Source organism: Burkholderia theae (assembly GCF_048565265.1).
GTDB classification, from domain to species: domain Bacteria; phylum Pseudomonadota; class Gammaproteobacteria; order Burkholderiales; family Burkholderiaceae; genus Burkholderia; species Burkholderia theae.
On the sequence record NZ_CP183461.1, the window covers coordinates 2,504,880 to 2,523,721 of the forward strand.

The 18,842-nt window shown below is 65.4% G+C and carries 19 protein-coding genes; 5 read left to right on the forward strand and 14 right to left on the reverse strand.

The annotated features are described in order from the left end of the window. Positions 1–98: 98 nt before the first annotated feature. The 3 genes from prfB (at position 99) to ACN22W_RS11875 (ending at position 3,887) form a co-directional block, all read left to right on the forward strand. Positions 99–1,203, forward strand: a protein-coding gene (prfB, locus tag ACN22W_RS11865; RefSeq protein ID WP_129512493.1) for a peptide chain release factor 2 whose coding sequence is annotated in 2 segments (ribosomal slippage) — positions 99–179 and positions 181–1,203 — 1,104 coding nt in all. Because the reading frame shifts where the segments join, the coding sequence is not laid out codon by codon here. A gap of 71 nt (positions 1,204–1,274) precedes the next feature. Further along, positions 1,275–2,801, forward strand: coding sequence for a lysine--tRNA ligase (gene lysS / locus ACN22W_RS11870; RefSeq protein WP_129512494.1), 1,527 nt, complete (start codon positions 1,275–1,277; stop codon positions 2,799–2,801). Positions 2,802–3,149: 348 nt separating this feature from the next. After that, on the forward strand, positions 3,150–3,887 hold the full coding sequence (locus ACN22W_RS11875) for a glycine zipper 2TM domain-containing protein (protein WP_129512495.1): 738 nt from the start codon (positions 3,150–3,152) through the stop codon (positions 3,885–3,887). A gap of 120 nt (positions 3,888–4,007) precedes the next feature. On the opposite strand, the gene iscX is transcribed toward ACN22W_RS11875, so the two are convergent. The 12 genes from iscX to ACN22W_RS11935 form a co-directional block, all read right to left on the reverse strand. Then, the gene (gene iscX / locus ACN22W_RS11880; RefSeq protein ID WP_010091957.1) at positions 4,008–4,217 is read right to left on the reverse strand and encodes a Fe-S cluster assembly protein IscX; all 210 of its coding nucleotides are present in this window, start codon (positions 4,215–4,217) and stop codon (positions 4,008–4,010) included. 19 nt (positions 4,218–4,236) lie between these two features. Then, positions 4,237–4,578 (reverse strand): ISC system 2Fe-2S type ferredoxin, encoded by a 342-nt coding sequence (gene fdx, locus ACN22W_RS11885; protein WP_006478392.1) that lies wholly within the window; start codon positions 4,576–4,578, stop codon positions 4,237–4,239. Positions 4,579–4,666: 88 nt separating this feature from the next. Next, entirely contained in the window at positions 4,667–6,535 is a 1,869-nt protein-coding gene (gene hscA, locus ACN22W_RS11890; protein WP_419684420.1) for a Fe-S protein assembly chaperone HscA, read from the reverse strand. A 54-nt stretch (positions 6,536–6,589) separates the two neighbouring features. After that, entirely contained in the window at positions 6,590–7,117 is a 528-nt protein-coding gene (gene hscB, locus ACN22W_RS11895) for a Fe-S protein assembly co-chaperone HscB (RefSeq protein WP_048248918.1), read from the reverse strand. A 94-nt stretch (positions 7,118–7,211) separates the two neighbouring features. After that, positions 7,212–7,535, reverse strand: coding sequence for an iron-sulfur cluster assembly protein IscA (gene iscA / locus ACN22W_RS11900; protein WP_014896627.1), 324 nt, complete (start codon positions 7,533–7,535; stop codon positions 7,212–7,214). 65 nt (positions 7,536–7,600) lie between these two features. Beyond that, positions 7,601–8,008: a Fe-S cluster assembly scaffold IscU gene (iscU, locus tag ACN22W_RS11905; protein WP_006481982.1), complete on the reverse strand. Its 408-nt coding sequence runs from the start codon at positions 8,006–8,008 to the stop codon at positions 7,601–7,603. A gap of 67 nt (positions 8,009–8,075) precedes the next feature. Continuing rightward, complete coding sequence (locus ACN22W_RS11910) at positions 8,076–9,299, reverse strand: IscS subfamily cysteine desulfurase (RefSeq protein WP_419684427.1); 1,224 nt, start codon at positions 9,297–9,299, stop codon at positions 8,076–8,078. A 65-nt stretch (positions 9,300–9,364) separates the two neighbouring features. Further along, positions 9,365–9,904, reverse strand: a complete 540-nt coding sequence (iscR, locus tag ACN22W_RS11915; RefSeq protein ID WP_048248765.1) for a Fe-S cluster assembly transcriptional regulator IscR — start codon at positions 9,902–9,904, stop codon at positions 9,365–9,367. 114 nt (positions 9,905–10,018) lie between these two features. Further along, positions 10,019–10,501 carry a low molecular weight protein-tyrosine-phosphatase gene (locus ACN22W_RS11920; protein WP_419684429.1) on the reverse strand — a complete coding sequence of 161 codons (483 nt, stop codon included), beginning with the start codon at positions 10,499–10,501 and terminating at the stop codon, positions 10,019–10,021. Positions 10,502–10,602: 101 nt separating this feature from the next. Further along, positions 10,603–10,830, reverse strand: coding sequence for a hypothetical protein (locus tag ACN22W_RS11925; RefSeq protein ID WP_419684431.1), 228 nt, complete (start codon positions 10,828–10,830; stop codon positions 10,603–10,605). A 129-nt stretch (positions 10,831–10,959) separates the two neighbouring features. Further along, a complete protein-coding gene (locus ACN22W_RS11930; RefSeq protein ID WP_419684433.1) occupies positions 10,960–12,372 on the reverse strand; it encodes a lactate utilization protein B in 1,413 nt (470 codons plus the stop codon). A gap of 37 nt (positions 12,373–12,409) precedes the next feature. Continuing rightward, positions 12,410–13,132 carry a (Fe-S)-binding protein gene (locus ACN22W_RS11935; RefSeq protein WP_412021559.1) on the reverse strand — a complete coding sequence of 241 codons (723 nt, stop codon included), beginning with the start codon at positions 13,130–13,132 and terminating at the stop codon, positions 12,410–12,412. Between the two features lie 183 nt (positions 13,133–13,315). Between ACN22W_RS11935 and ACN22W_RS11940 the strand changes: the two genes are divergently transcribed. Next, the gene (locus tag ACN22W_RS11940; RefSeq protein ID WP_129512502.1) at positions 13,316–14,125 is read left to right on the forward strand and encodes an IclR family transcriptional regulator; all 810 of its coding nucleotides are present in this window, start codon (positions 13,316–13,318) and stop codon (positions 14,123–14,125) included. A gap of 97 nt (positions 14,126–14,222) precedes the next feature. On the opposite strand, the gene pbpG is transcribed toward ACN22W_RS11940, so the two are convergent. Continuing rightward, on the reverse strand, positions 14,223–15,389 hold the full coding sequence (gene pbpG, locus ACN22W_RS11945) for a D-alanyl-D-alanine endopeptidase (protein WP_129512503.1): 1,167 nt from the start codon (positions 15,387–15,389) through the stop codon (positions 14,223–14,225). Positions 15,390–16,043: 654 nt separating this feature from the next. On the opposite strand from pbpG, the gene ACN22W_RS11950 reads away from it, so the two are divergent. Next, entirely contained in the window at positions 16,044–16,610 is a 567-nt protein-coding gene (locus tag ACN22W_RS11950; RefSeq protein WP_048248776.1) for a phasin family protein, read from the forward strand. 201 nt (positions 16,611–16,811) lie between these two features. Here the strand turns inward: ACN22W_RS11950 and lpdA are convergent, their stop codons facing one another. Then, positions 16,812–18,578 carry a dihydrolipoyl dehydrogenase gene (lpdA, locus tag ACN22W_RS11955; RefSeq protein WP_419684437.1) on the reverse strand — a complete coding sequence of 589 codons (1,767 nt, stop codon included), beginning with the start codon at positions 18,576–18,578 and terminating at the stop codon, positions 16,812–16,814. Positions 18,579–18,842 lie beyond the last annotated feature (264 nt).

Consider the following 18,842-nt stretch of genomic DNA (forward strand, 5'->3'; position numbering starts at 1 on the left):
GGGCCGCGGCGCGCATGCGGGCACCATTCGCGTCACCGGGCAACCCTGCCGATCGGCTATAATTCCGCTTTTTTACGAAGCAAGAATAGCGAGCGATCATGGAAGCGGAACGTCTCAACGCGATCGAAAGCTCCCTGCTCGACCTGCGCAACCGCGCGGGCGAGCTCCGGGGGTATCTTTGACTACGACGCCAAAGCTGCGCGTCTGATTGAAGTCAACAAGGAACTGGAAGACCCGAACGTCTGGAGCGATTCGAAGAACGCCCAGGCACTCGGCCGCGAAAAGAAGCTGCTCGAAGGCGTCGTCTCGACGCTGACGGTGCTCGATAGCGACCTGCGCGACGCGCTCGACCTGTTCGAGATGGCTCGCGAGGAAGGCGACGAGGATACCCTCGTCGCGTCGGAAGACGATGCCGCGAAGCTCGAAGCACGCGTCGGCGACATCGAGTTCCGCCGGATGTTCTCGAACCCGGCCGACCCGAACAACTGCTTCATCGATATCCAGGCCGGCGCCGGCGGCACCGAGGCGTGCGACTGGGCGTCGATGCTGCTGCGCCAGTACCTGCGCTACTGCGAACGCAAGGGCTTCAAGGCCGAGGTGCTCGAAGAGTCGGACGGCGACGTCGCCGGCATCAAGAACGCGACGGTCAAGGTCTCGGGCGAATACGCGTACGGCTACCTGCGCACCGAAACGGGCATTCACCGCCTCGTGCGCAAGTCGCCGTTCGATTCGTCGGGCGGCCGCCACACGTCGTTCTCGTCGGTGTTCGTGTATCCGGAAATCGACGACTCGATCGAAGTCGAGGTGAACCCGGCCGACCTGCGCATCGACACCTACCGCGCGTCGGGCGCGGGTGGCCAGCACATCAACAAGACCGACTCGGCCGTGCGGATCACGCACATGCCGACCGGCATCGTCGTGCAGTGCCAGAACGACCGCTCGCAGCACCGCAACCGCGCCGAAGCGATGGCGATGCTGAAGTCGCGCCTGTACGAAGCCGAAATGCGCAAGCGTCAGGCCGAGCAGGACAAGCTCGAGTCGAGCAAGACCGACGTGGGCTGGGGTCACCAGATCCGCTCGTACGTGCTCGACCAGAGCCGCGTGAAGGACCTGCGCACGAACGTCGAAATGAGCAACACCCGCGCGGTGCTCGACGGCGATCTCGACGACTTCATCAGCGCGAGCCTCAAACAGGGCGTGTAAGCGCCGCGGCGCGGCCTGGCCGCGCCGCCCTTCCCGTTTGCGTTGCCGCACCAATCCGAATTCCGACCATCATGACCGAACCGACCCAAACGCAGCCCGCCGTCGCAGCGGACGAAAACCAGATCATCGCCGAGCGCCGCGAGAAGCTGCGCGCCTTGCGCGAGCAAGGCGTCGCCTACCCGAACGATTTCCGGCCGACGCATCACGCGGCCGATCTCCAGGTGAAATTCGCCGACTCGGACAAGGCCGCGCTCGAAGCGAACCCGGTCGAGGTGTCGGTCGCCGGCCGCATGATGCTCAAGCGCGTGATGGGCAAGGCGAGCTTCGCGACGGTGCAGGACGGTTCGGGCCAGATCCAGTTCTTCGTGACGCCGAACGACGTCGGCGCGGAAACCTACGACGCATTCAAGAAGTGGGACCTCGGCGACATCGTCGCCGCGCGCGGCGTGCTGTTCCGCACCAACAAGGGCGAGCTGTCGGTCCAGTGCAAGGAGCTGCGCCTGCTGTCGAAGGCGCTGCGCCCGCTGCCGGACAAGTTCCACGGCCTCTCCGACCAGGAAATGCGCTACCGCCAGCGCTACGTCGACCTGATCGTCACGCCGGAAACGCGCGACACGTTCCGCGCGCGCACCAAGACGATCGCGTCGATCCGCAAGTTCATGGACTCGGCCGACTTCATGGAAGTCGAGACGCCGATGCTGCACCCGATCCCGGGCGGCGCAACGGCGAAGCCGTTCGTCACGCATCACAACGCGCTCGACATGCAGATGTTCCTGCGCATCGCGCCGGAGCTGTACCTGAAGCGCCTGATCGTCGGCGGCTTCGAGCGCGTGTTCGAGATCAACCGTAACTTCCGGAACGAAGGCGTGTCGCCGCGTCACAACCCGGAATTCACGATGATGGAGTTCTACGCCGCGTACACCGACTATCGCTGGCTGATGGACTTCACCGAGCAGTTGATCCGCCAGGCGGCGATCGATGCGCTCGGCACCGCGACGATCCAGTACCAGGGCCGCGAGCTCGACCTCGCGAAGCCGTTCCATCGGCTGACGATCACGCAGGCGATCCAGAAGTACGCGCCGCAGTACACCGACGGCCAGCTGTCGGACGACGCGTTCGTGCGCACCGAACTGAAGCGCTTCGGCGTCGACGTGTCGCAGCCGGCGTTCCTGAACGCAGGCATCGGCGCGCTGCAGCTCGCGCTGTTCGAGGAAACGGCCGAAGCGCAACTCTGGGAGCCGACGTTCATCATCGACTACCCGGTCGAGGTGTCGCCGCTCGCACGCGCATCGGATACGGTGCCGGGCATCACCGAGCGTTTCGAGCTGTTCATGACCGGCCGCGAGATCGCGAACGGCTTCTCCGAGCTGAACGATCCGGAAGACCAGGCCGCGCGCTTCAAGAAGCAGGTCGAGCAGAAGGATGCGGGCGACGAGGAAGCGATGTTCTTCGACGCCGACTACATCCGCGCGCTCGAATACGGGATGCCTCCGACCGGCGGCTGCGGGATCGGCATCGACCGTCTCGTGATGCTGCTGACCGACAGCCCGACGATCCGCGACGTGCTGCTGTTCCCCCATCTGCGCCGCGAAGACTGATCGCCGCGCCCGCGTGTGCGCCGCGCCCCGTGGCGCGCACGCATCAGCTTTGTAACGACGCGTAAATCCCGCCAGCCGGCGTCCGCCGGCTCTCGATCCTCCCCCGTTTTATTCCCTCGTCGCGACGGCCTCCCCCGGGTTTTCCCGGTCACGATCGCCGGCGCCCTGCTGCAATTCGTTACACCTTGATACGGTGCGCCCCGCGCCGGTATACGACACTCCGTTTGCGTCACCACGCATGACCACGGGACCAGAACAAGGCGCAGGAACGCCAAGTCTGCTCGCTCCCGAAGCGTGGGATCCGGCCCGGCGCCAACGTGCCGATCCGGATCGACATCGGAGAAAAAAATGGACAACCAGAATCAGACCACGCCGCAAAAGCAACGCCTCCACCCGCTCATCGCCACCGCAGCCGGTGCCGTCATCGTCGCCAGCCTCGCGGCGACGGCAGCAATCACGGGCGTCTTCCCGAAGGCCAGCAGCAGCAACGAACAGAACGGCCAGACCCAGGCTGCGCTGATCGCGTCGCAGCCGGCCGTCGATACGGCCGCAGCGGCAAGCGCCGCGCTGGCCGCGCAAGCCCAGCAGCAGGCAGCCGAACAGGCCGCCGCGCAAGCCGCCGCGCAGCAAAAGGCGATCGCGCAGGCCGAACCGAAGCCCGCGCCGCGCCCGGCGACGACGCACCGCCGTCACACGGCAGCCCCGCAGCCGCCGCAATACGCGCAGCAGCCGTCGGCGCCTGCCCAGACCTACTGCCAGAGCTGCGGCACGGTCGTCGCGATCACGCAGACGCGCACGCCGGGCCAGAGCTCGGGGATCGGCGCCGTGGGCGGCGCCGCGGCCGGCGGCCTGCTCGGCAACCAGTTCGGCCACGGTAACGGCCGCACCGCGATGACGATCATCGGCGCGCTGGGCGGCGGTCTCGCCGGCAACCAGGTCGAGAAGCAGGTGCGCGCGGAAACCGACTATCAGGTGCAAGTGCAGATGGAAAGCGGCGCGACGCGCACGTTCACGTACCACAACGCACCGCCGTTCGGCCAGGGCCAGCGCGTGCGGGTCGAGAACGGCACGCTGGTCGGCGCGTAAGCGTCCGCTGCCCGCGTGTCGTACGTGGGCGGCGCGACCTGAAAACAAAAACGGCTCGTGAGCAATCACGAGCCGTTTTTTTATCGCAGGCCAGGTGCGCCATTGCGGTGCACGCCGTACTCAGTCCTCTTCGTCGAAGTCCGATTCGTCGATCCAGTGCGCCTGGATCGCTTCGAGGATCTTCTCGCCGGAGTGCTTCGGATCGTCGTCGAAACCGTCGAGTTCGAGCACCCACTGGCGCAGGTCGACGAAGTTGATCCGCTGCGGGTCGATGTCCGGGTGCTTGTCCGCCAGCGCAATCGCTATTTCACGCGAATCGGTCCATTTCATCGCCTGCCTCCGGTTCCTGTCAGTGGTTTTCCTTCGCGTGGTTGATCGAGTACTTCGGAATCTCGACCACCAGGTCCGAATCTTCCTTCACGATCGCCTGGCACGACAGGCGCGACGTCGGCTCGAGGCCCCACGCCTTGTCCAGCAGATCGTCCTCGTCCTCCTCGGACGGCGTCAGATCGTTGAAGCCTTCGCGGATCACCACGTGGCACGTCGTGCACGCGCACGACTTCTCGCATGCATGCTCGATCTCGATCCCATGGTCGAGCAGGTTGTCGCAGATACTCTTGCCGGGCGTCGCGTCGATCACTGCACCGTCCGGGCACAGTTCGACGTGAGGCAGCACCACCAGTTGAGGCATGTCCGTTCCGTCAGTCAGGGTGCGGCGGCGGGCGCCGCACGGTTCATTATCGCGCGGGCCGTCGCCGGCCGATGCGCAGTTCGTAGATTCAGATTTCGTCGAGACGGCGGCCCGACAGCGCGCGCTTGATGCTCTTGTCCATCCGGCGCGCCGCGAATTCGTCGGTGCCGTCGGCAAGCGTCTTGGTCGCGGCTTCGATCGCATTCGTATCGTCGCCTTGCGCGACCGCGCTCAGCGCCGCGGCGAGCGCGTCGACCTGCGTGCGCTCGTCCGCATCGAGCAGTTCGCCGTCGGCCGCCAGCGCGGCCTGCGTCGCCTCGAGCATCCGCTGGGCCTCGACCTGCGCTTCGCGCAGCGCGCGTGCACGCATGTCGATTTCAGCGGTCTTGAAGCTGTCTTCGAGCATCTTCGCGATGTCGTCGTCGGCGAGGCCGTACGACGGCTTCACGACGACCGACGCCTCGACGCCCGACAGCTGTTCGCGCGCAAACACCGACAGCAGGCCGTCGGCGTCGACCTGATAGGTCACGCGAATCCGCGCAGCGCCGGCCGTCATCGGCGGAATGCCGCGCAGCTCGAAGCGCGCGAGCGACCGGCAGTCGGCGACGAGCTCGCGCTCGCCCTGCACGACGTGGATCGCCATCGCGGTCTGGCCGTCCTTGAAGGTCGTGAATTCCTGCGCGCGCGCGACCGGAATCGTCGAGTTGCGCGGAATGATCTTCTCGACGAGGCCGCCCATCGTCTCGACACCGAGCGACAGCGGAATCACGTCGAGCAGCAGCCAGTCGTCGCCGGTGCCGCGGTTGCCCGCGAGCAGGTCGGCCTGGATCGCCGCGCCGAGCGCGACGACCTGGTCCGGATCGAGGTTCACGAGCGGCGGTTGGCCGAAATAGTTCGCGACCGCGTCGCGGATCACCGGCATGCGCGTCGCGCCGCCGACGAGCACAACGCCCTTGATGTCGGCCGGCGTCACCTGCGCGTCGCGCAGCGCCTTGCGGGTCGGCGTGAGCGTGCGCTGCACGAGCGGCTCGACGAGCGTGGCGAACGTGTCGTGCGAGATCGTCTGCACGAGGTGCGCGCCACTCGACAGCGTCACGTCGAGCGACGCCTGCGGCGCGGACGACAGCGCTTCCTTCAGCACGCGCACGCGATCGAGCAGCAGACGCACGTCCTCGGGCGCCAGCGTCTTCGCGTCGATGCCGGCCTGCGCGAGCACCTGACCGAACAGCGCGTGATCGAAATCGTCGCCGCCGAGCGCGGAATCGCCGCCTGCAGCCAGCACTTCGAACACGCCCTTCGTCAGCTTCAGGATCGACAGGTCGAACGTGCCGCCGCCGAGGTCGTACACCGCGTAGAGGCCTTCGGCCGCGTTGTCGAGGCCGTAGGCAATCGCCGCGGCGGTCGGTTCGTTCAGCAGGCGCAGCACGTTGAGGCCCGCGAGGCGCGCGGCATCCTTGGTCGCCTGACGCTGCGCCTCGTCGAAATACGCGGGCACCGTGATCACCGCGCCGACCAGATCGTCGCCGAGCGAATCCTCGGCGCGATAGCGCAGCGTCGCGAGAATCTCGGCCGACACTTCGACCGGGCTCTTCACGCCGTCGATGGTGCGAATCTGCACCATGCCCGGCGCATCGACGAATTCGTACGGCGCGTTCGCCGCGCCTTCGACCTCGGCCTTGCCGCGGCCCATGAAGCGCTTGACCGACACGATCGTGTTGCGCGGATCGGTCGCGGCCTGCTCTTTCGCTTCGTGGCCGATGCGGCGGCCGCCCTTCTCGAGGTAACGGACCACCGACGGCAGCAGCACACGGCCCGCTTCGTCCGGCAGAACTTCGGCCACGCTGTTGCGTACGGCCGCGACGAGCGAGTTGGTCGTGCCGAGATCGATCCCGACGGCGAGTCGCCGCTGATGCGGTGCCGGCGCCATGCCCGGTTCGGAAATTTGCAGTAAAGCCATCTTGGTTCGTTCGGGCGCTCGGCCCGTTTGCTGCGCGTGCCGCAAGGCACGCGGTTAAGTTTCGAGGCGCTCGATCTGCGCGCCCACTTCCGACGCGACCCGTTCGATGAACATCAGCTGGCGCACGGCCTCTGCTGCAGCCTGATCGGCACCGCTGTCGAGCAGCGTGCCGAGGCGTTCGACGCGCACGCGCTTCTCGTCGCGCAACTCGGCAAGCAGCGCATCGAGCGCGTCGACATTGCGGGCGGCCGCGGCATCCTCGATGCTTTCGCGCCACTCCATCTGCTGCATCAGGAACGCGGGCTCCATCGCGGTATTGTTTTCCGCGCCGATGTCGACGCCGCGCAGCGACAGCAGATAGGACGCGCGCTTCAGCGGATCGCGCAACGTGCGATACCCCTCGTTCGCGCGGGTGGCCCATTGCATCGCGATGCGCTTCTGCGCGTCGCCGGCCGCCGCGAAGCGGTCGGGATGCACCTGCGTCTGCACCGTCCGGTAGGCGGCGTCGAGCACCGCCTCGTCGAGCGCGAATTGCGCCGGCAGGTGAAACAGGTCGAAGTGGCTGTCTTTCAGCGAGACCATCGTCGCGTTCAATTCCGGTTCGTCGCGCGGCAAACGCCGCACATTAAAAAGGCGGCCCGTGCCGCCTCTTGCCCGCATCGCGCGGAGATCCGCGTCACACGCGGAACGATTCGCCGCAGCCGCACTCGTCCTTCACGTTCGGGTTGTTGAACTTGAACCCTTCGTTCAGGCCTTCGCGGGCAAAGTCGAGCTCGGTGCCGTCGATATACGCGAGGCTCTTCGGATCGACGATGACCTTCACGCCATGGCTCTCGAACACCTGATCCTCGGGAGCCAGCTCGTCGACATACTCGAGCTTGTACGCGAGCCCCGAGCACCCGGTCGTGCGAACGCCAAGCCGCAGGCCCACACCCTTGCCGCGACGGACGAGGTATTTCTGGACGTGCTGTGCTGCTTTTTCGGTCAGTGTAATTGCCATGATGTCCTTGCCGCGGCGCGCCACCGGGGTTCGCCGCGTTTCCTTCTGAAGCCGCTCGATGCCGCTCAGGCCGCTGCCTGATCGCCTTCCTTCGTGTCGTGGCGCTTCTTGTAGTCGGCCACGGCTGCCTTGATCGCGTCTTCCGCGAGGATCGAGCAGTGAATCTTCACCGGCGGCAGTGCAAGCTCTTCGGCGATCTGCGTGTTCTTGATCGAGAGCGCTTCGTCGAGCGTCTTGCCCTTCACCCATTCGGTCACGAGCGAGCTCGACGCGATCGCCGAACCGCAACCGTAGGTCTTGAACTTCGCGTCTTCGATCACGCCGTCCGCGCCGACGCGGATTTGCAGCTTCATCACGTCGCCGCAAGCCGGCGCGCCGACCATGCCCGTGCCGACCGTGTCGTCGTCCTTCGCGAACGAACCGACGTTGCGCGGGTTTTCGTAGTGATCCAGAACCTTGTTGCTGTAAGACATGACTCAGACTCCTTGACTCGTTACGTCTGCGTGCGCCAATCCGCCCGCGGGTGCATTCAATGCGGTATTAGTGTGCGGCCCATTCGATCGTCGACAGATCGATGCCTTCCTGGTGCATTTCCCAGAGCGGCGACAGTTCACGCAGCTTCGCGATCTTGCTGTTCAGCAGGTTGATCACGAAGTCGACTTCCTGCTCCGTCGTGAAGCGGCCGACCGTGAAGCGGATCGAGCTGTGTGCGAGCTCGTCGTTGCGGCCGAGCGCACGCAGCACGTACGACGGCTCCAGCGACGCCGACGTGCACGCGGAGCCCGACGACACCGCGACGTCCTTGATCGCCATGATCAGCGACTCGCCTTCGACGAAGTTGAAACTGATGTTGAGGTTGTGCGGGACACGCTGTTCCATGTCGCCGTTCACGTACGTTTCCTCGATCTGCGACAGGCCGCGCAGCAGCTTGTCGCGCAGCATGCGGATGCGCTCGTTCTCGGTCGCCATTTCCTCGCGCGCGATACGGAACGCTTCGCCCATGCCGACGATCTGGTGCGTCGGCAGCGTGCCCGAACGCATGCCGCGCTCGTGGCCGCCACCGTGCATCTGCGCTTCGATGCGCACACGCGGCTTGCGGCGCACATACAGCGCACCGATGCCCTTCGGGCCGTAGGTCTTGTGTGCCGAGAACGACATCAGGTCGACCTTCAGCTTCGCGAGATCGATCATGACCTTGCCGGTCGATTGCGCGGCGTCGACGTGGAAAATGATGCCCTTCTCGCGGCAGATCTCACCGATCGTCTCGATGTCCTGGATCACGCCGATCTCGTTGTTCACGTGCATCACGGACACGAGAATCGTGTCGGGGCGCAGCGCGGCCTTGAGCACGTCGAGGTCGATCAGGCCGTCATCCTTCACGTCGAGGTAGGTGACGTCGAAACCGTCGCGCTCGAGCTCGCGGCACGTGTCGAGCACGGCCTTGTGCTCGGTCTTCACCGTGATGATGTGCTTGCCCTTGCCCTTGTAGAAGTTCGCGGCACCCTTGATGGCGAGGTTGTCCGACTCCGTCGCGCCGGACGTCCAGATGATCTCGCGCGGATCCGCGTTCACGAGCGCGGCCACCTGCTCGCGCGCTTCCTCGACCGCGCGCTCCGCGTCCCAGCCGTATGCGTGGCTGCGCGACGCCGGGTTGCCGAACTGCTCGCGCAGGTACGGCACCATCTTGTCGACCACGCGCGGATCGACGGGCGTCGTCGCGCTGTAATCCATATAGATGGGCAGGTGGAGAGTCTCTTGGGTCATCTGTCGCTCCGGGTATTCTGTGCAGGGACTATGTGCGTTATGGGGTATGGCGGGCGCGTTGGCGCTCACGAACTCGCGATGTTGAACACCGAATTGGGGCCGAGCGGCATCGTGCGCACCGGCTCGGCCGGTGCGGCGACGGGCTCCGCCGTGCGCCGATCGCGCAGCACCGCGGGGGCACCCTCGCGTGCACGCTGCTGATCGACGAGATCCTGCAGCGACACCGAATCGAGGTATTCGACCATCTTCTGGTTGAGCGTCGACCACAGCTCGTGCGTCATGCAATGGCCGTCGGGCTGCTTCGAGCCGTCGCACGTGCCTTTGCCGCCGCACTGCGTGGCGTCGAGCGGCTCATCGACCGCAATGATGATGTCGGCAACGGTGACGTCCTGCGCGCGACGCGCGAGGTTGTAGCCGCCGCCCGGGCCGCGCACGGATTCGACGATTTCATGCCTGCGCAGCTTCCCGAACAGCTGTTCGAGATACGAGAGCGAAATCCGCTGGCGCTGGCTGATGCCTGCAAGCGTCACCGGGCCCTGCTCCTGGCGCAGTGCCAAGTCAATCATCGCCGTGACGGCGAAACGGCCTTTGGTGGTGAGTCTCATGGTGTCTAGGGGACTGCAATCTTGACGATTTTGGTCAAGTATAAATATTTGACAGATTTAGTCAAGTATCCATGCCTTTGATAGGGTATTCGCAGATCGCTGAATACCGCGCGATCAACGCTCCGTGCGGGCTCGAAGCATCTCCAGCAGGCCCGCGCACGCGCGTTCGACCTGATCGAGCACCTGTTCGAAGCCCTGCGCGCCGCCGAAATACGGATCGGCCACTTCGGTTTCGGTCGTGTCCGGCGCGAATTCCATCAGCAGGCGCACCTTGTCGCGATGCTGCGGCGGGCAGCGCCGGTGCAATTCCGCGAGATTGGCTTCGTCCATCGCGAGCAACAGGTCGAAACGCTCGAAATCGGCCGCACTCACCTGCCGCGCGCGCAGCGCCGACAGATCGTAGCCGCGGCTATGCGCGGCGGCCTGTGCACGCGTGTCGGGCGGCTCGCCCACGTGCCAGTCGCCGGTGCCGGCCGAATCGATCGCGATCCGGTCGGCCAGCGCGGCCGCGTCGACCTGATGGCGCATCACGCCTTCCGCGGTGGGCGAACGGCAGATGTTGCCGAGACAGACGAAACAGATCGCAACGCGGGTCATCGCACTATCGAAAAGCCGCGGCGGACCGCGTGGGAGAAGAGCACGCCATTATACAAAGGCGCCCGAAATCGCGCCGCCGCGCAAAGCGACGGCGCCGTGCATTACAGCGCCTTCGGCGCCGCGAGCACGGCGTCGCCGGATGCGGCCGGCAGCGGCTTCGCCGCGTCGTCGACCAGCCCGAACGACACCGCGCGCGCCAGCTCGGCGGACGCCTGGTGAACCGCGAGCGGACCGCGCGACGGCGCATCGGCCATTGCGTGCAGATAGGCAGCCGCGGCCAGCGGAACCACGATAACCAGCGGCCAGTACATCGATATTGTCTTTCTCATGATGCGGACCTCCTTGACCTCGTTCCCCGAAACCCAATTCCGGGGACTACAGACAGGATTCTATAGACCGCATCTATCGAGATAAATATGCAAATAGCGAACGCACTGTTGCCGCCCGATGAACAGTCGTCAGCCGCGGTGGCTTTGCGATGCCGCGTAGAGTTCGCGGAACGTGCGCCCCGTCGGTGTCGGCATGTCGCGCGTGTCCATCCAGCCGCCCATCATCGGCAGGCGCCGCAGCGTGCCGCCGTTGCCGCCCAGCCGCTCGAGGACGCGCACCGCGAGCTTCGTCGTCAGCGCGTACAGCATCGGCCGCCGCGCGAAGAAACCCCATGCGGCGAGCGCCGCCCGCTCGCGCCACGGCCGCAGGTGCCGTTCGACCTGCTTCTCGCGCAGCGTGCGCAGCAGGCCGGACAGCGGAATCCCGACCGGGCACACGCTGTCGCATTCGCCGCATAGCGTGGCGGCCTGCGGCAGGTCGAGCGCGCGGTCGAGGCCGACGTAGCTCGGCGTCAGCACCGAGCCCATCGGGCCCGGATAGACCCAGCCGTACGCATGGCCGCCGACCTTCTGGTAAACCGGGCAATGGTTCATGCACGCGCCGCAGCGGATGCAGCGCAGCATCTCCTGGAACTCGCCGCCGATCAGCCCCGTGCGGCCGCCGTCGACGAGCACCACGTAGTTGTGTTCGGGGCCATCCTCGTCGCCCGGGCCGCGCGGCCCGGTCAGCAGCGAGAAATAGTTCGACGTCTTCTGCCCTGTCGCGGAGCGCGGCAACAGGCGCATCGCGGTCGCGAGATCCTCGAGCGTCGGCAACACCTTCTCGATGCCCGTCACCGCGACATGCACGCGCGGCATCACCGTGCACATCCCCTCGTTCCCTTCGTTCGTCACGATCGCGACCGAACCCGTCTCGGCGATCACGAAGTTGCCGCCCGTCACGCCCATGTCGGCCGACATGAAATGCGGGCGCAGCACCTCGCGCGCCTCGCGCGTCATGTCCGGAATCTCGGTGAGGCGCTCGCGATGGTGGGTGCGCGCGAACAGGTCGGCGATCTCGTCCTTGTCCTTGTGCACGACCGGCGCAATGATGTGGCTCGGCGGCTCGTTGTCGTTGATCTGCAGGATGTATTCGCCGAGGTCCGTCTCGATCGACTGCACGCCCATCTCCGCGAGCACCGCGTTCAGGCGCATTTCCTCGGACACCATCGACTTGGTCTTGATGACCTTCTTCACGTCGTGACGGCGCGCGATGTCGGCCACGAGCCGCGCGGCATCCGCGGTCGTTTCCGCGAACAGTACGGTCGTGCCGCGCCGCGTCGCCTCGCGCTCGAATGCCTCGAGCCACACGTCGAGGTTCTCCAGCGCGCGGTTGCGGCGCGCCTTGAGCGCGGCGCGCGTGGCGGGGAAGTCGATCGCGGTCATCGCGTCGGCGCGCGCGGACACGAACTTCGTCGACAGCTTCTTCAGGTTCTGCTGCAGGCGCTGGTCGGCCAGCTTCTGGCCGGCGCGCGCCTTGAAATGCATCGATTGGACTTGCATCGCGGTATCGGGGGAGGAAAGTGAGCGGAACCGGGCGTCAGACGTCGCCCGCCAGCACCTGCGCGACGTGCAGCACGCGCGTGTCGCGGTCGCCGGTGCGGCGCAACCGCCCTTCGATGTTCAGCATGCAGCCGAGATCGCCGAGCACGACGGCGCCCGCGCCCGACGCTCGCACGTTCGCGCATTTCTCGTCCGCGATGGCCGCCGAAATGTCGCCGTACTTGACCGCGAACGTGCCGCCGAAGCCGCAGCAGTGCTCGCAGTCCTTCATCTCGGTGAGCGCGACGCCGCGCTGCGCGAGCAGCGCGCGCGGCTGCGCCTTCACGCCGAGCTCGCGCAGGCCCGAGCACGAGTCGTGATAGGTGACGGGCCCGGTGAATTCGCCCGGCTCGAGCGAAACCCTGGCGACGTTCGCGAGGAAATCGGTCAGTTCGTAGACCTTCTGCTGGAACCGTCCATAGCGCCCCATCAGTTCGGGGTCGTCGCGGAACAGATCGCCATAGTGCGCGCGAATCATTCCGCCGCACGAACCGGACGGCGCGACGACGTAATCGAACTGCTCGAACTCGCGCAGCGTCTTCTCAGCGAGATCGCGCGCGAGCGCGCGGTCGCCCGAGTTGTACGCCGGCTGGCCGCAGCAGGTCTGCGCGGGCGGCACGATCACCTCGTAGCCGGCATCGCGAATCAGCTTGAGCGCCGAGAAACCGATTTCGGGGCGCATCAGATCGACCAGGCAGGTCACGAACAAACCGACTCGCATACGTGCTCCTTCGAGAAAACGGCTCTCATTATCCGCCGTTTGGCCAGCAAGACCAACGCCGGTTCGTGCGCAAGCCCGCTGTGCGCGAAACGAGGACTTCCTCGAACGGCGTTCGCTTTTTTCACAATACGAGATACAATCGTTGCAACACCGCCTGCCGCGTCAACCGATTTCTCCCCCGACATGAGCCAACCCACCCCGGATTCAAAAACGTCGATCCAGGTGATCGAACGCATGATGCGGTTGCTGGACGCGCTCGCCGCGCACAGCGACCCTGTCAGCCTGAAGGAGCTTGCGCAGCGCACGGAGCTGCATCCGTCGACCGCGCACCGCATCCTCAACGACATGGTGACCTGCCGTCTCGTCGACCGCTCCGATCCCGGCACGTACCGCCTCGGCATGCGGCTGCTCGAACTCGGCAACCTCGTGAAGGCGCGCCTGTCGGTACGCGACGCGGCGCTGACGCCGATGCGCGAGCTGCACCGCCTCACCGGGCAGACCGTGAACCTGTCGGTGCGCCAGGGCGACGAGATCGTCTATATCGAGCGTGCGTATTCGGAGCGCTCGGGGATGCAGGTCGTCCGCGCGATCGGCGGCCGCGCGCCGCTGCACCTCACGTCGGTCGGCAAGCTGTTCCTCGCGGCGGACGAAACGTCGCGCGTGCGTGCTTATGCAACGCGCACGGGGTTGTCCGGCCATACGCAGAACAGCATCACCGACATCGCGAAGCTCGAGCGCGAGCTGACGATCGTCCGCCAGCAATCGTGCGCCCGCGACAACGAGGAGCTGGAGCTCGGCGTGCGCTGTATCGCGGCCGGCATCTACGACGATTCGGGCAAGCTCGTCGCGGGCCTGTCGCTGTCGGCACCGGCCGATCGCCTGCAGGACGCGTGGCTCGGCCAGCTGAGCCGGACGGCCCTCACCATCTCGGAATCGCTCGGCTACCGGCCGGCGCCCACGAAGGATACGGACGGACTGCAGCGGCAGGCGTAAGCCGCGCCACCGGCCCCGGTTCTCCGAAACGAAAAAGCCCCGCGATTGCGGGGCTTTTTTTCATCCGTCGGCGCGGCGGCGAACCGCCGCGGCACGATCAGGTCCCGCCGTTCGGCGTGTTGGCCGCCGTCAGGCGCTCGCCGCCACCGGCATCGAGCCAGTTGCGCAGGCGCGCCGCGTCGGCGAAGCGCGAATACTTGCCGAACGAATCGAGCAGCACCATCACCATCGGCCGGCCGTGGATCGTCGCCTGCATCACGAGGCATTCGCCTGCTTCGTTGATGAAGCCCGTCTTCTGCAGGCCGATGTCCCACGAGCCGTTGCCGCGGATCAGTGCGTTCGTGCTGTTGTAGGCGAGATTGCGCTTGCCCGTGTACACCTCGTAGCTGCGATCGGTCGAGAACTGGCGGATCATCGGGTACTGGTACGCCGCATTGACCATCTTCACCAGATCGCGCGCGCTCGACACGTTCGAGCTCGACAGGCCGGTCGAATTCTCGAAGTGCGTATCGGCCATGCCGAGCGACTTCGCCTTCGCGTTCATCGCCGCGATGAACGCCGGACGGCCGCCCGGGTAGTAACGCGACAACGCGGCGGCCGCGCGGTTTTCCGACGCCATCAGCGCGATGTGCAGCATGTCTTCGCGCGACAGCACCGAACCGACCGACAGGCGCGAGCCCGTGCCCTTTTCATAGTCACGGTCTTCGTCCGTGACTTCGATCTGGTCGGTCATCGGCGACTTCGAATCGAGCACGACCATCGCCGTCATCAGCTTCGAGATCGACGCGATCGGCACGACGGCGTGCGAATTCTTGTCGAACAGCGGCTCGCCGGAATTCTGGTCGACGACGTACGCGACGCTCGAACGCAGCGCGAGCGCGTCCGGCGTGTCGTGCAGGCCAAACGCCTGGCCGACGGTCGGACGACGCGGCTGGAACGCGACCTTGCGGACCGCGCCGCGGTGGACGCCATGCACGTTCGCCGCGAGCGTCACGCGCTTGCGCGACGCCTTCGCGCGCGGCGCATCGGCCGCGGCGACCTTGGCGGATTTCTCGGAGCTTGCCTTGGCCGACTTCTTCTTCGCGGACGAAGCAGGAGCGGCGGCCTTTTTCTTGGCGGCTTGTTGGGTACTCGCAGTGGCGGCAAAGGCGTCAGCAGGCGCGACGGACGCGGTGGTCGCCAGCAAGGCGACTGCGACCGACACAGCCGTGCCGAGCGTCATGCTCTGCAACAATCTGCGCGGTGAAAACGATTCGGCTTTCATTGGGGTCTGGACAAAGCGGGCGGGAGGTTTCCGCAAGTGTAGTTAAAGCTGAAAAAAAGAGCAATATTAGGCACTTACCGATCGTCGTTAAACCGGAATGTAAGAGTCGGCCAACCTCTGGCAAATCGACCCTCCCGCTCCCATCGAGAAAATCCATGGGATGCGCTGCCCGACAGTACCCGTCTCCCGATTACCACACGGTTAATTGAGATAACGTCACTTCGGAGGCGATTTAAAGCGGGGAAACTACGTATCCGGCGCTCGGCGTGCCAGGGGCGCCGGTCTCGACCGTGGCGGCGGCACGTCGCCACGGCACGCGCATCGAAACGGCGCGCTTTTCGACAGGAACAGAAGGATAACGTTCCATGGGCCTGTCAGGTTTACCTGTGCATGCTCATGGTGCGCCGCGCTTGCCCCGCAGCCGTGCGCACCATTTGGGATCGCGCGTGAAACCGATTCCGAACGACCACGATAACTCGTTGTTTTATCGATAATTTGTCGCGATTGTGCAACGCACAAAAAATACTTGACATCCGTTTTCTCTGCCCTAAAATACGCTTCATTGCTGCGTTGCACAAAGCACGCGCATCCGAGGTTCCCCGTCGTAGTGCCCTTTACCCAGCGATCGACGCGATCGCTTTTCAGGAGCTGGACATGTCCTTGCTGACCCCCGAGCAAATCGCCGCTGCACAGAAAGCCAACCTCGAAAGCCTGTTCGGTCTGACGACCAAGGCGTTCGAAGGCGTCGAAAAGCTGATCGAACTCAACCTGCAGGTTGTGAAGTCGACGCTGGCCGAAGGCCAGGAAAACGCACAGCGCCTGCTGTCGGTGAAGGACGCGCAGGAACTGATCGCGCTGCAAGCGAGCCTGTCGCAGCCGGTCGCGGAAAAGGTGCTGTCGTACGGCCGTCACCTGTACGAAATCGCGTCGTCGACGCAAGCCGAATTCGCGAAGGTTGCTGAAGCGCAATTCGAAGAGCAGAACAAGAAGGTCCAGGCACTCGTCGACAACGTCGCGAAGAACGCCCCGGCCGGTTCGGAAACGGCTGTCGCCGCGCTGAAGTCGGCGCTGAACGCTGCGAACACCACGTACGAAACGGTTCAGAAGGCTGCGAAGCAAGCCGTCGAAATCGCCGAGACGAACTTCAACGCCGCTGCTGCCGTCGCAACGAAGGCCGCGACCGCCGCTGCTGCACGTCGTACGAGCAAGCCGGCCGCGTAAGCGTCCCCTGCTCCTGAAAGAGCCGCGCACAGCGCGGCTTTTTCGTTTCCGGCGCCGGAACACGCACGAATCGGCCGCCGCCCGCCGGCCTCGAACGGTCGTTTGAATGCCGGCCGCGGACCAAAGAAAACGCCGCCGCCCGGATTGCCCGGGCGGCGGCGTTTTTTCGTGACCGGCGCATGGCCGGCCGTGCCGGTCGCGTTACTTCTTGCGTTGCGGCGGCAGGTCCGTACAGACGCCTTCGTACAGCTCGGCGGCCATGCCGACCGATTCGCCGAGCGTCGGGTGCGGATGGATCGTCTTGCCGATGTCTTCCGCGTCCGCGCCCATCTCGACGGCGAGGCACACTTCGCTGATCAGGTCGCCCGCGTTCAGGCCGACGATCGCACCGCCGATCACGCGATGGGTTTCCTCGTCGAAGATCAGCTTCGTGAAGCCTTCGTCGCGGCCGTTCGCGATCGCGCGGCCCGAAGCGGCCCACGGGAACACGGCCTTGCCGTACTTGATGCCTTCGGCCTTGCACTGGTCTTCCGTCTTGCCGGCCCACGCCACTTCCGGATCGGTGTAAGCCACCGACGGGATCTGCAGTGCGTCGAAGTAGGCCTTCTCGCCGTGCGCGGCTTCCGCTGCGACGTGGCCTTCATGCACGGCCTTGTGCGCGAGCATCGGCTGGCCGACGATGTCGCCGATCGCGAAGATGTGCGGGACGTTCGTGCGCATCTGCTTGTCGACGTCGATGAAGCCGCGATCCGTGACGGCGACGCCAGCCTTGTCGGCGCCGATCTTCTTGCCGTTCGGGCTGCGGCCCACCGCGACGAGCACGAGGTCGTAGCGCTGCGCTTCCGCCGGCGCCTTTTCGCCCTCGAACTTCACGTAGATACCGTCTTCCTTCGCTTCCGCGCCGACCGTCTTGGTCTTCAGCATCACGTTGCCGAAGCGCTTCGCGTTGTACTTTTCCCAGACCTTCACGAGATCGCGGTCCGCGCCCATCATCAGGCCGTCCATCATTTCGACGACGTCGATCTCGGTGCCGAGCGTCGAGTACACCGTCGCCATTTCGAGGCCGATGATGCCGCCGCCGATCACGAGCATGCGCTTCGGCATCTGGCGCAGTTCGAGCGCGCCGGTCGAATCGACGACACGCGGGTCTTCCGGCATGAACGGCAGCTTCACGGCCTGCGAGCCCGCGGCGATGATTGCCTGCTTGAACCTGACGACCTTCTTGCCGTTTTCGCCCTGCACTTCCATGTGATACGGATCGACGAATGCGCCGAGACCCGTGACGACTTCGACCTTGCGCGCCTTCGCCATGCCGGCGAGGCCCGTCGTCAGCTTCTTGACGACGCCGCCTTTGAAGTCGCGCAGCTTGTCGAGATCGACTTGCGGCTTGCCGAACGTGATGCCGTGCGACGCGAGCGCCGCGGCTTCTTCGACGACGAGCGCCGTGTGCAGCAGTGCCTTCGACGGGATGCAGCCCACGTTCAGGCACACGCCGCCGAGCGTCGAGTAGCGTTCGACGAGCACCGTCTTCATGCCGAGATCGGCTGCGCGGAACGCGGCCGAATAGCCGCCGGGGCCGGCGCCGAGCACGAGCATGTCGCACTCGATGTCGACTGCGCCGGCGTAGCTGCCGGCTTGCGGCGCGGGAGCCGGAGCGGCTGCGGCCGGTGCCGGTGCAGCCGCAGCGGGCTTGGCCGGCTCCGGTGCTTTCACGGGTGCGGCCGCGCCTGCCGATGCTTCGACGATGGCGATGACGGTGCCTTGCGAGACTTTCTCGCCGGCTTTGACCTTGATTTCCTTGACGGTGCCGGCGACGTCGCTGGGCACTTCCATGGAGGCTTTGTCCGATTCGAGCGTGATGAGCGTCTGCTCTTTTTCGATCACGTCGCCCGGCTTCACATTGACTTCGATGACATCGACGCCGCTGAAATCGCCGATATCCGGAACCTTGACTTCGATGAGACTCATTACTGTCCCCTTCTTGATTAGCTGCAGACAGAGAGGGAGCAACCCGCGATGAACCGAAGACGGCCGCGAAAGAACGGAACGCGAACCTGGGCAGCACCACCTTTGCCGTCCGCCCAAGGACGCGCCTTTCTTTTGGTTACTTTTCTTTGGAAGACAAAGAAAAGTGACCGCCGCCCCGCGCAGGGGCGACGCTGACAGACCGTTAGCAATACAGGTTCAACGACGAAGCGTGGATAACCGACATAAAAAACCCACGCCCCCGCG

Coding starts and splice junctions, on each gene's coding strand:
- lysS (WP_129512494.1), top strand. CDS start 1,275: ATGACCGAACCGACCCAAACGCAGCCCGCCGTCGCAGCGGACGAAAAC.
- ACN22W_RS11875 (WP_129512495.1), top strand. CDS start 3,150: ATGGACAACCAGAATCAGACCACGCCGCAAAAGCAACGCCTCCACCCG.
- iscX (WP_010091957.1), bottom strand. CDS start 4,217: ATGAAATGGACCGATTCGCGTGAAATAGCGATTGCGCTGGCGGACAAG.
- fdx (WP_006478392.1), bottom strand. CDS start 4,578: ATGCCTCAACTGGTGGTGCTGCCTCACGTCGAACTGTGCCCGGACGGT.
- hscA (WP_419684420.1), bottom strand. CDS start 6,535: ATGGCTTTACTGCAAATTTCCGAACCGGGCATGGCGCCGGCACCGCAT.
- hscB (WP_048248918.1), bottom strand. CDS start 7,117: ATGGTCTCGCTGAAAGACAGCCACTTCGACCTGTTTCACCTGCCGGCG.
- iscA (WP_014896627.1), bottom strand. CDS start 7,535: ATGGCAATTACACTGACCGAAAAAGCAGCACAGCACGTCCAGAAATAC.
- iscU (WP_006481982.1), bottom strand. CDS start 8,008: ATGTCTTACAGCAACAAGGTTCTGGATCACTACGAAAACCCGCGCAAC.
- ACN22W_RS11910 (WP_419684427.1), bottom strand. CDS start 9,299: ATGACCCAAGAGACTCTCCACCTGCCCATCTATATGGATTACAGCGCG.
- iscR (WP_048248765.1), bottom strand. CDS start 9,904: ATGAGACTCACCACCAAAGGCCGTTTCGCCGTCACGGCGATGATTGAC.
- ACN22W_RS11920 (WP_419684429.1), bottom strand. CDS start 10,501: ATGACCCGCGTTGCGATCTGTTTCGTCTGTCTCGGCAACATCTGCCGT.
- ACN22W_RS11925 (WP_419684431.1), bottom strand. CDS start 10,830: ATGAGAAAGACAATATCGATGTACTGGCCGCTGGTTATCGTGGTTCCG.
- ACN22W_RS11930 (WP_419684433.1), bottom strand. CDS start 12,372: ATGCAAGTCCAATCGATGCATTTCAAGGCGCGCGCCGGCCAGAAGCTG.
- ACN22W_RS11935 (WP_412021559.1), bottom strand. CDS start 13,132: ATGCGAGTCGGTTTGTTCGTGACCTGCCTGGTCGATCTGATGCGCCCC.
- ACN22W_RS11940 (WP_129512502.1), top strand. CDS start 13,316: ATGAGCCAACCCACCCCGGATTCAAAAACGTCGATCCAGGTGATCGAA.
- pbpG (WP_129512503.1), bottom strand. CDS start 15,389: ATGAAAGCCGAATCGTTTTCACCGCGCAGATTGTTGCAGAGCATGACG.
- ACN22W_RS11950 (WP_048248776.1), top strand. CDS start 16,044: ATGTCCTTGCTGACCCCCGAGCAAATCGCCGCTGCACAGAAAGCCAAC.
- lpdA (WP_419684437.1), bottom strand. CDS start 18,578: ATGAGTCTCATCGAAGTCAAGGTTCCGGATATCGGCGATTTCAGCGGC.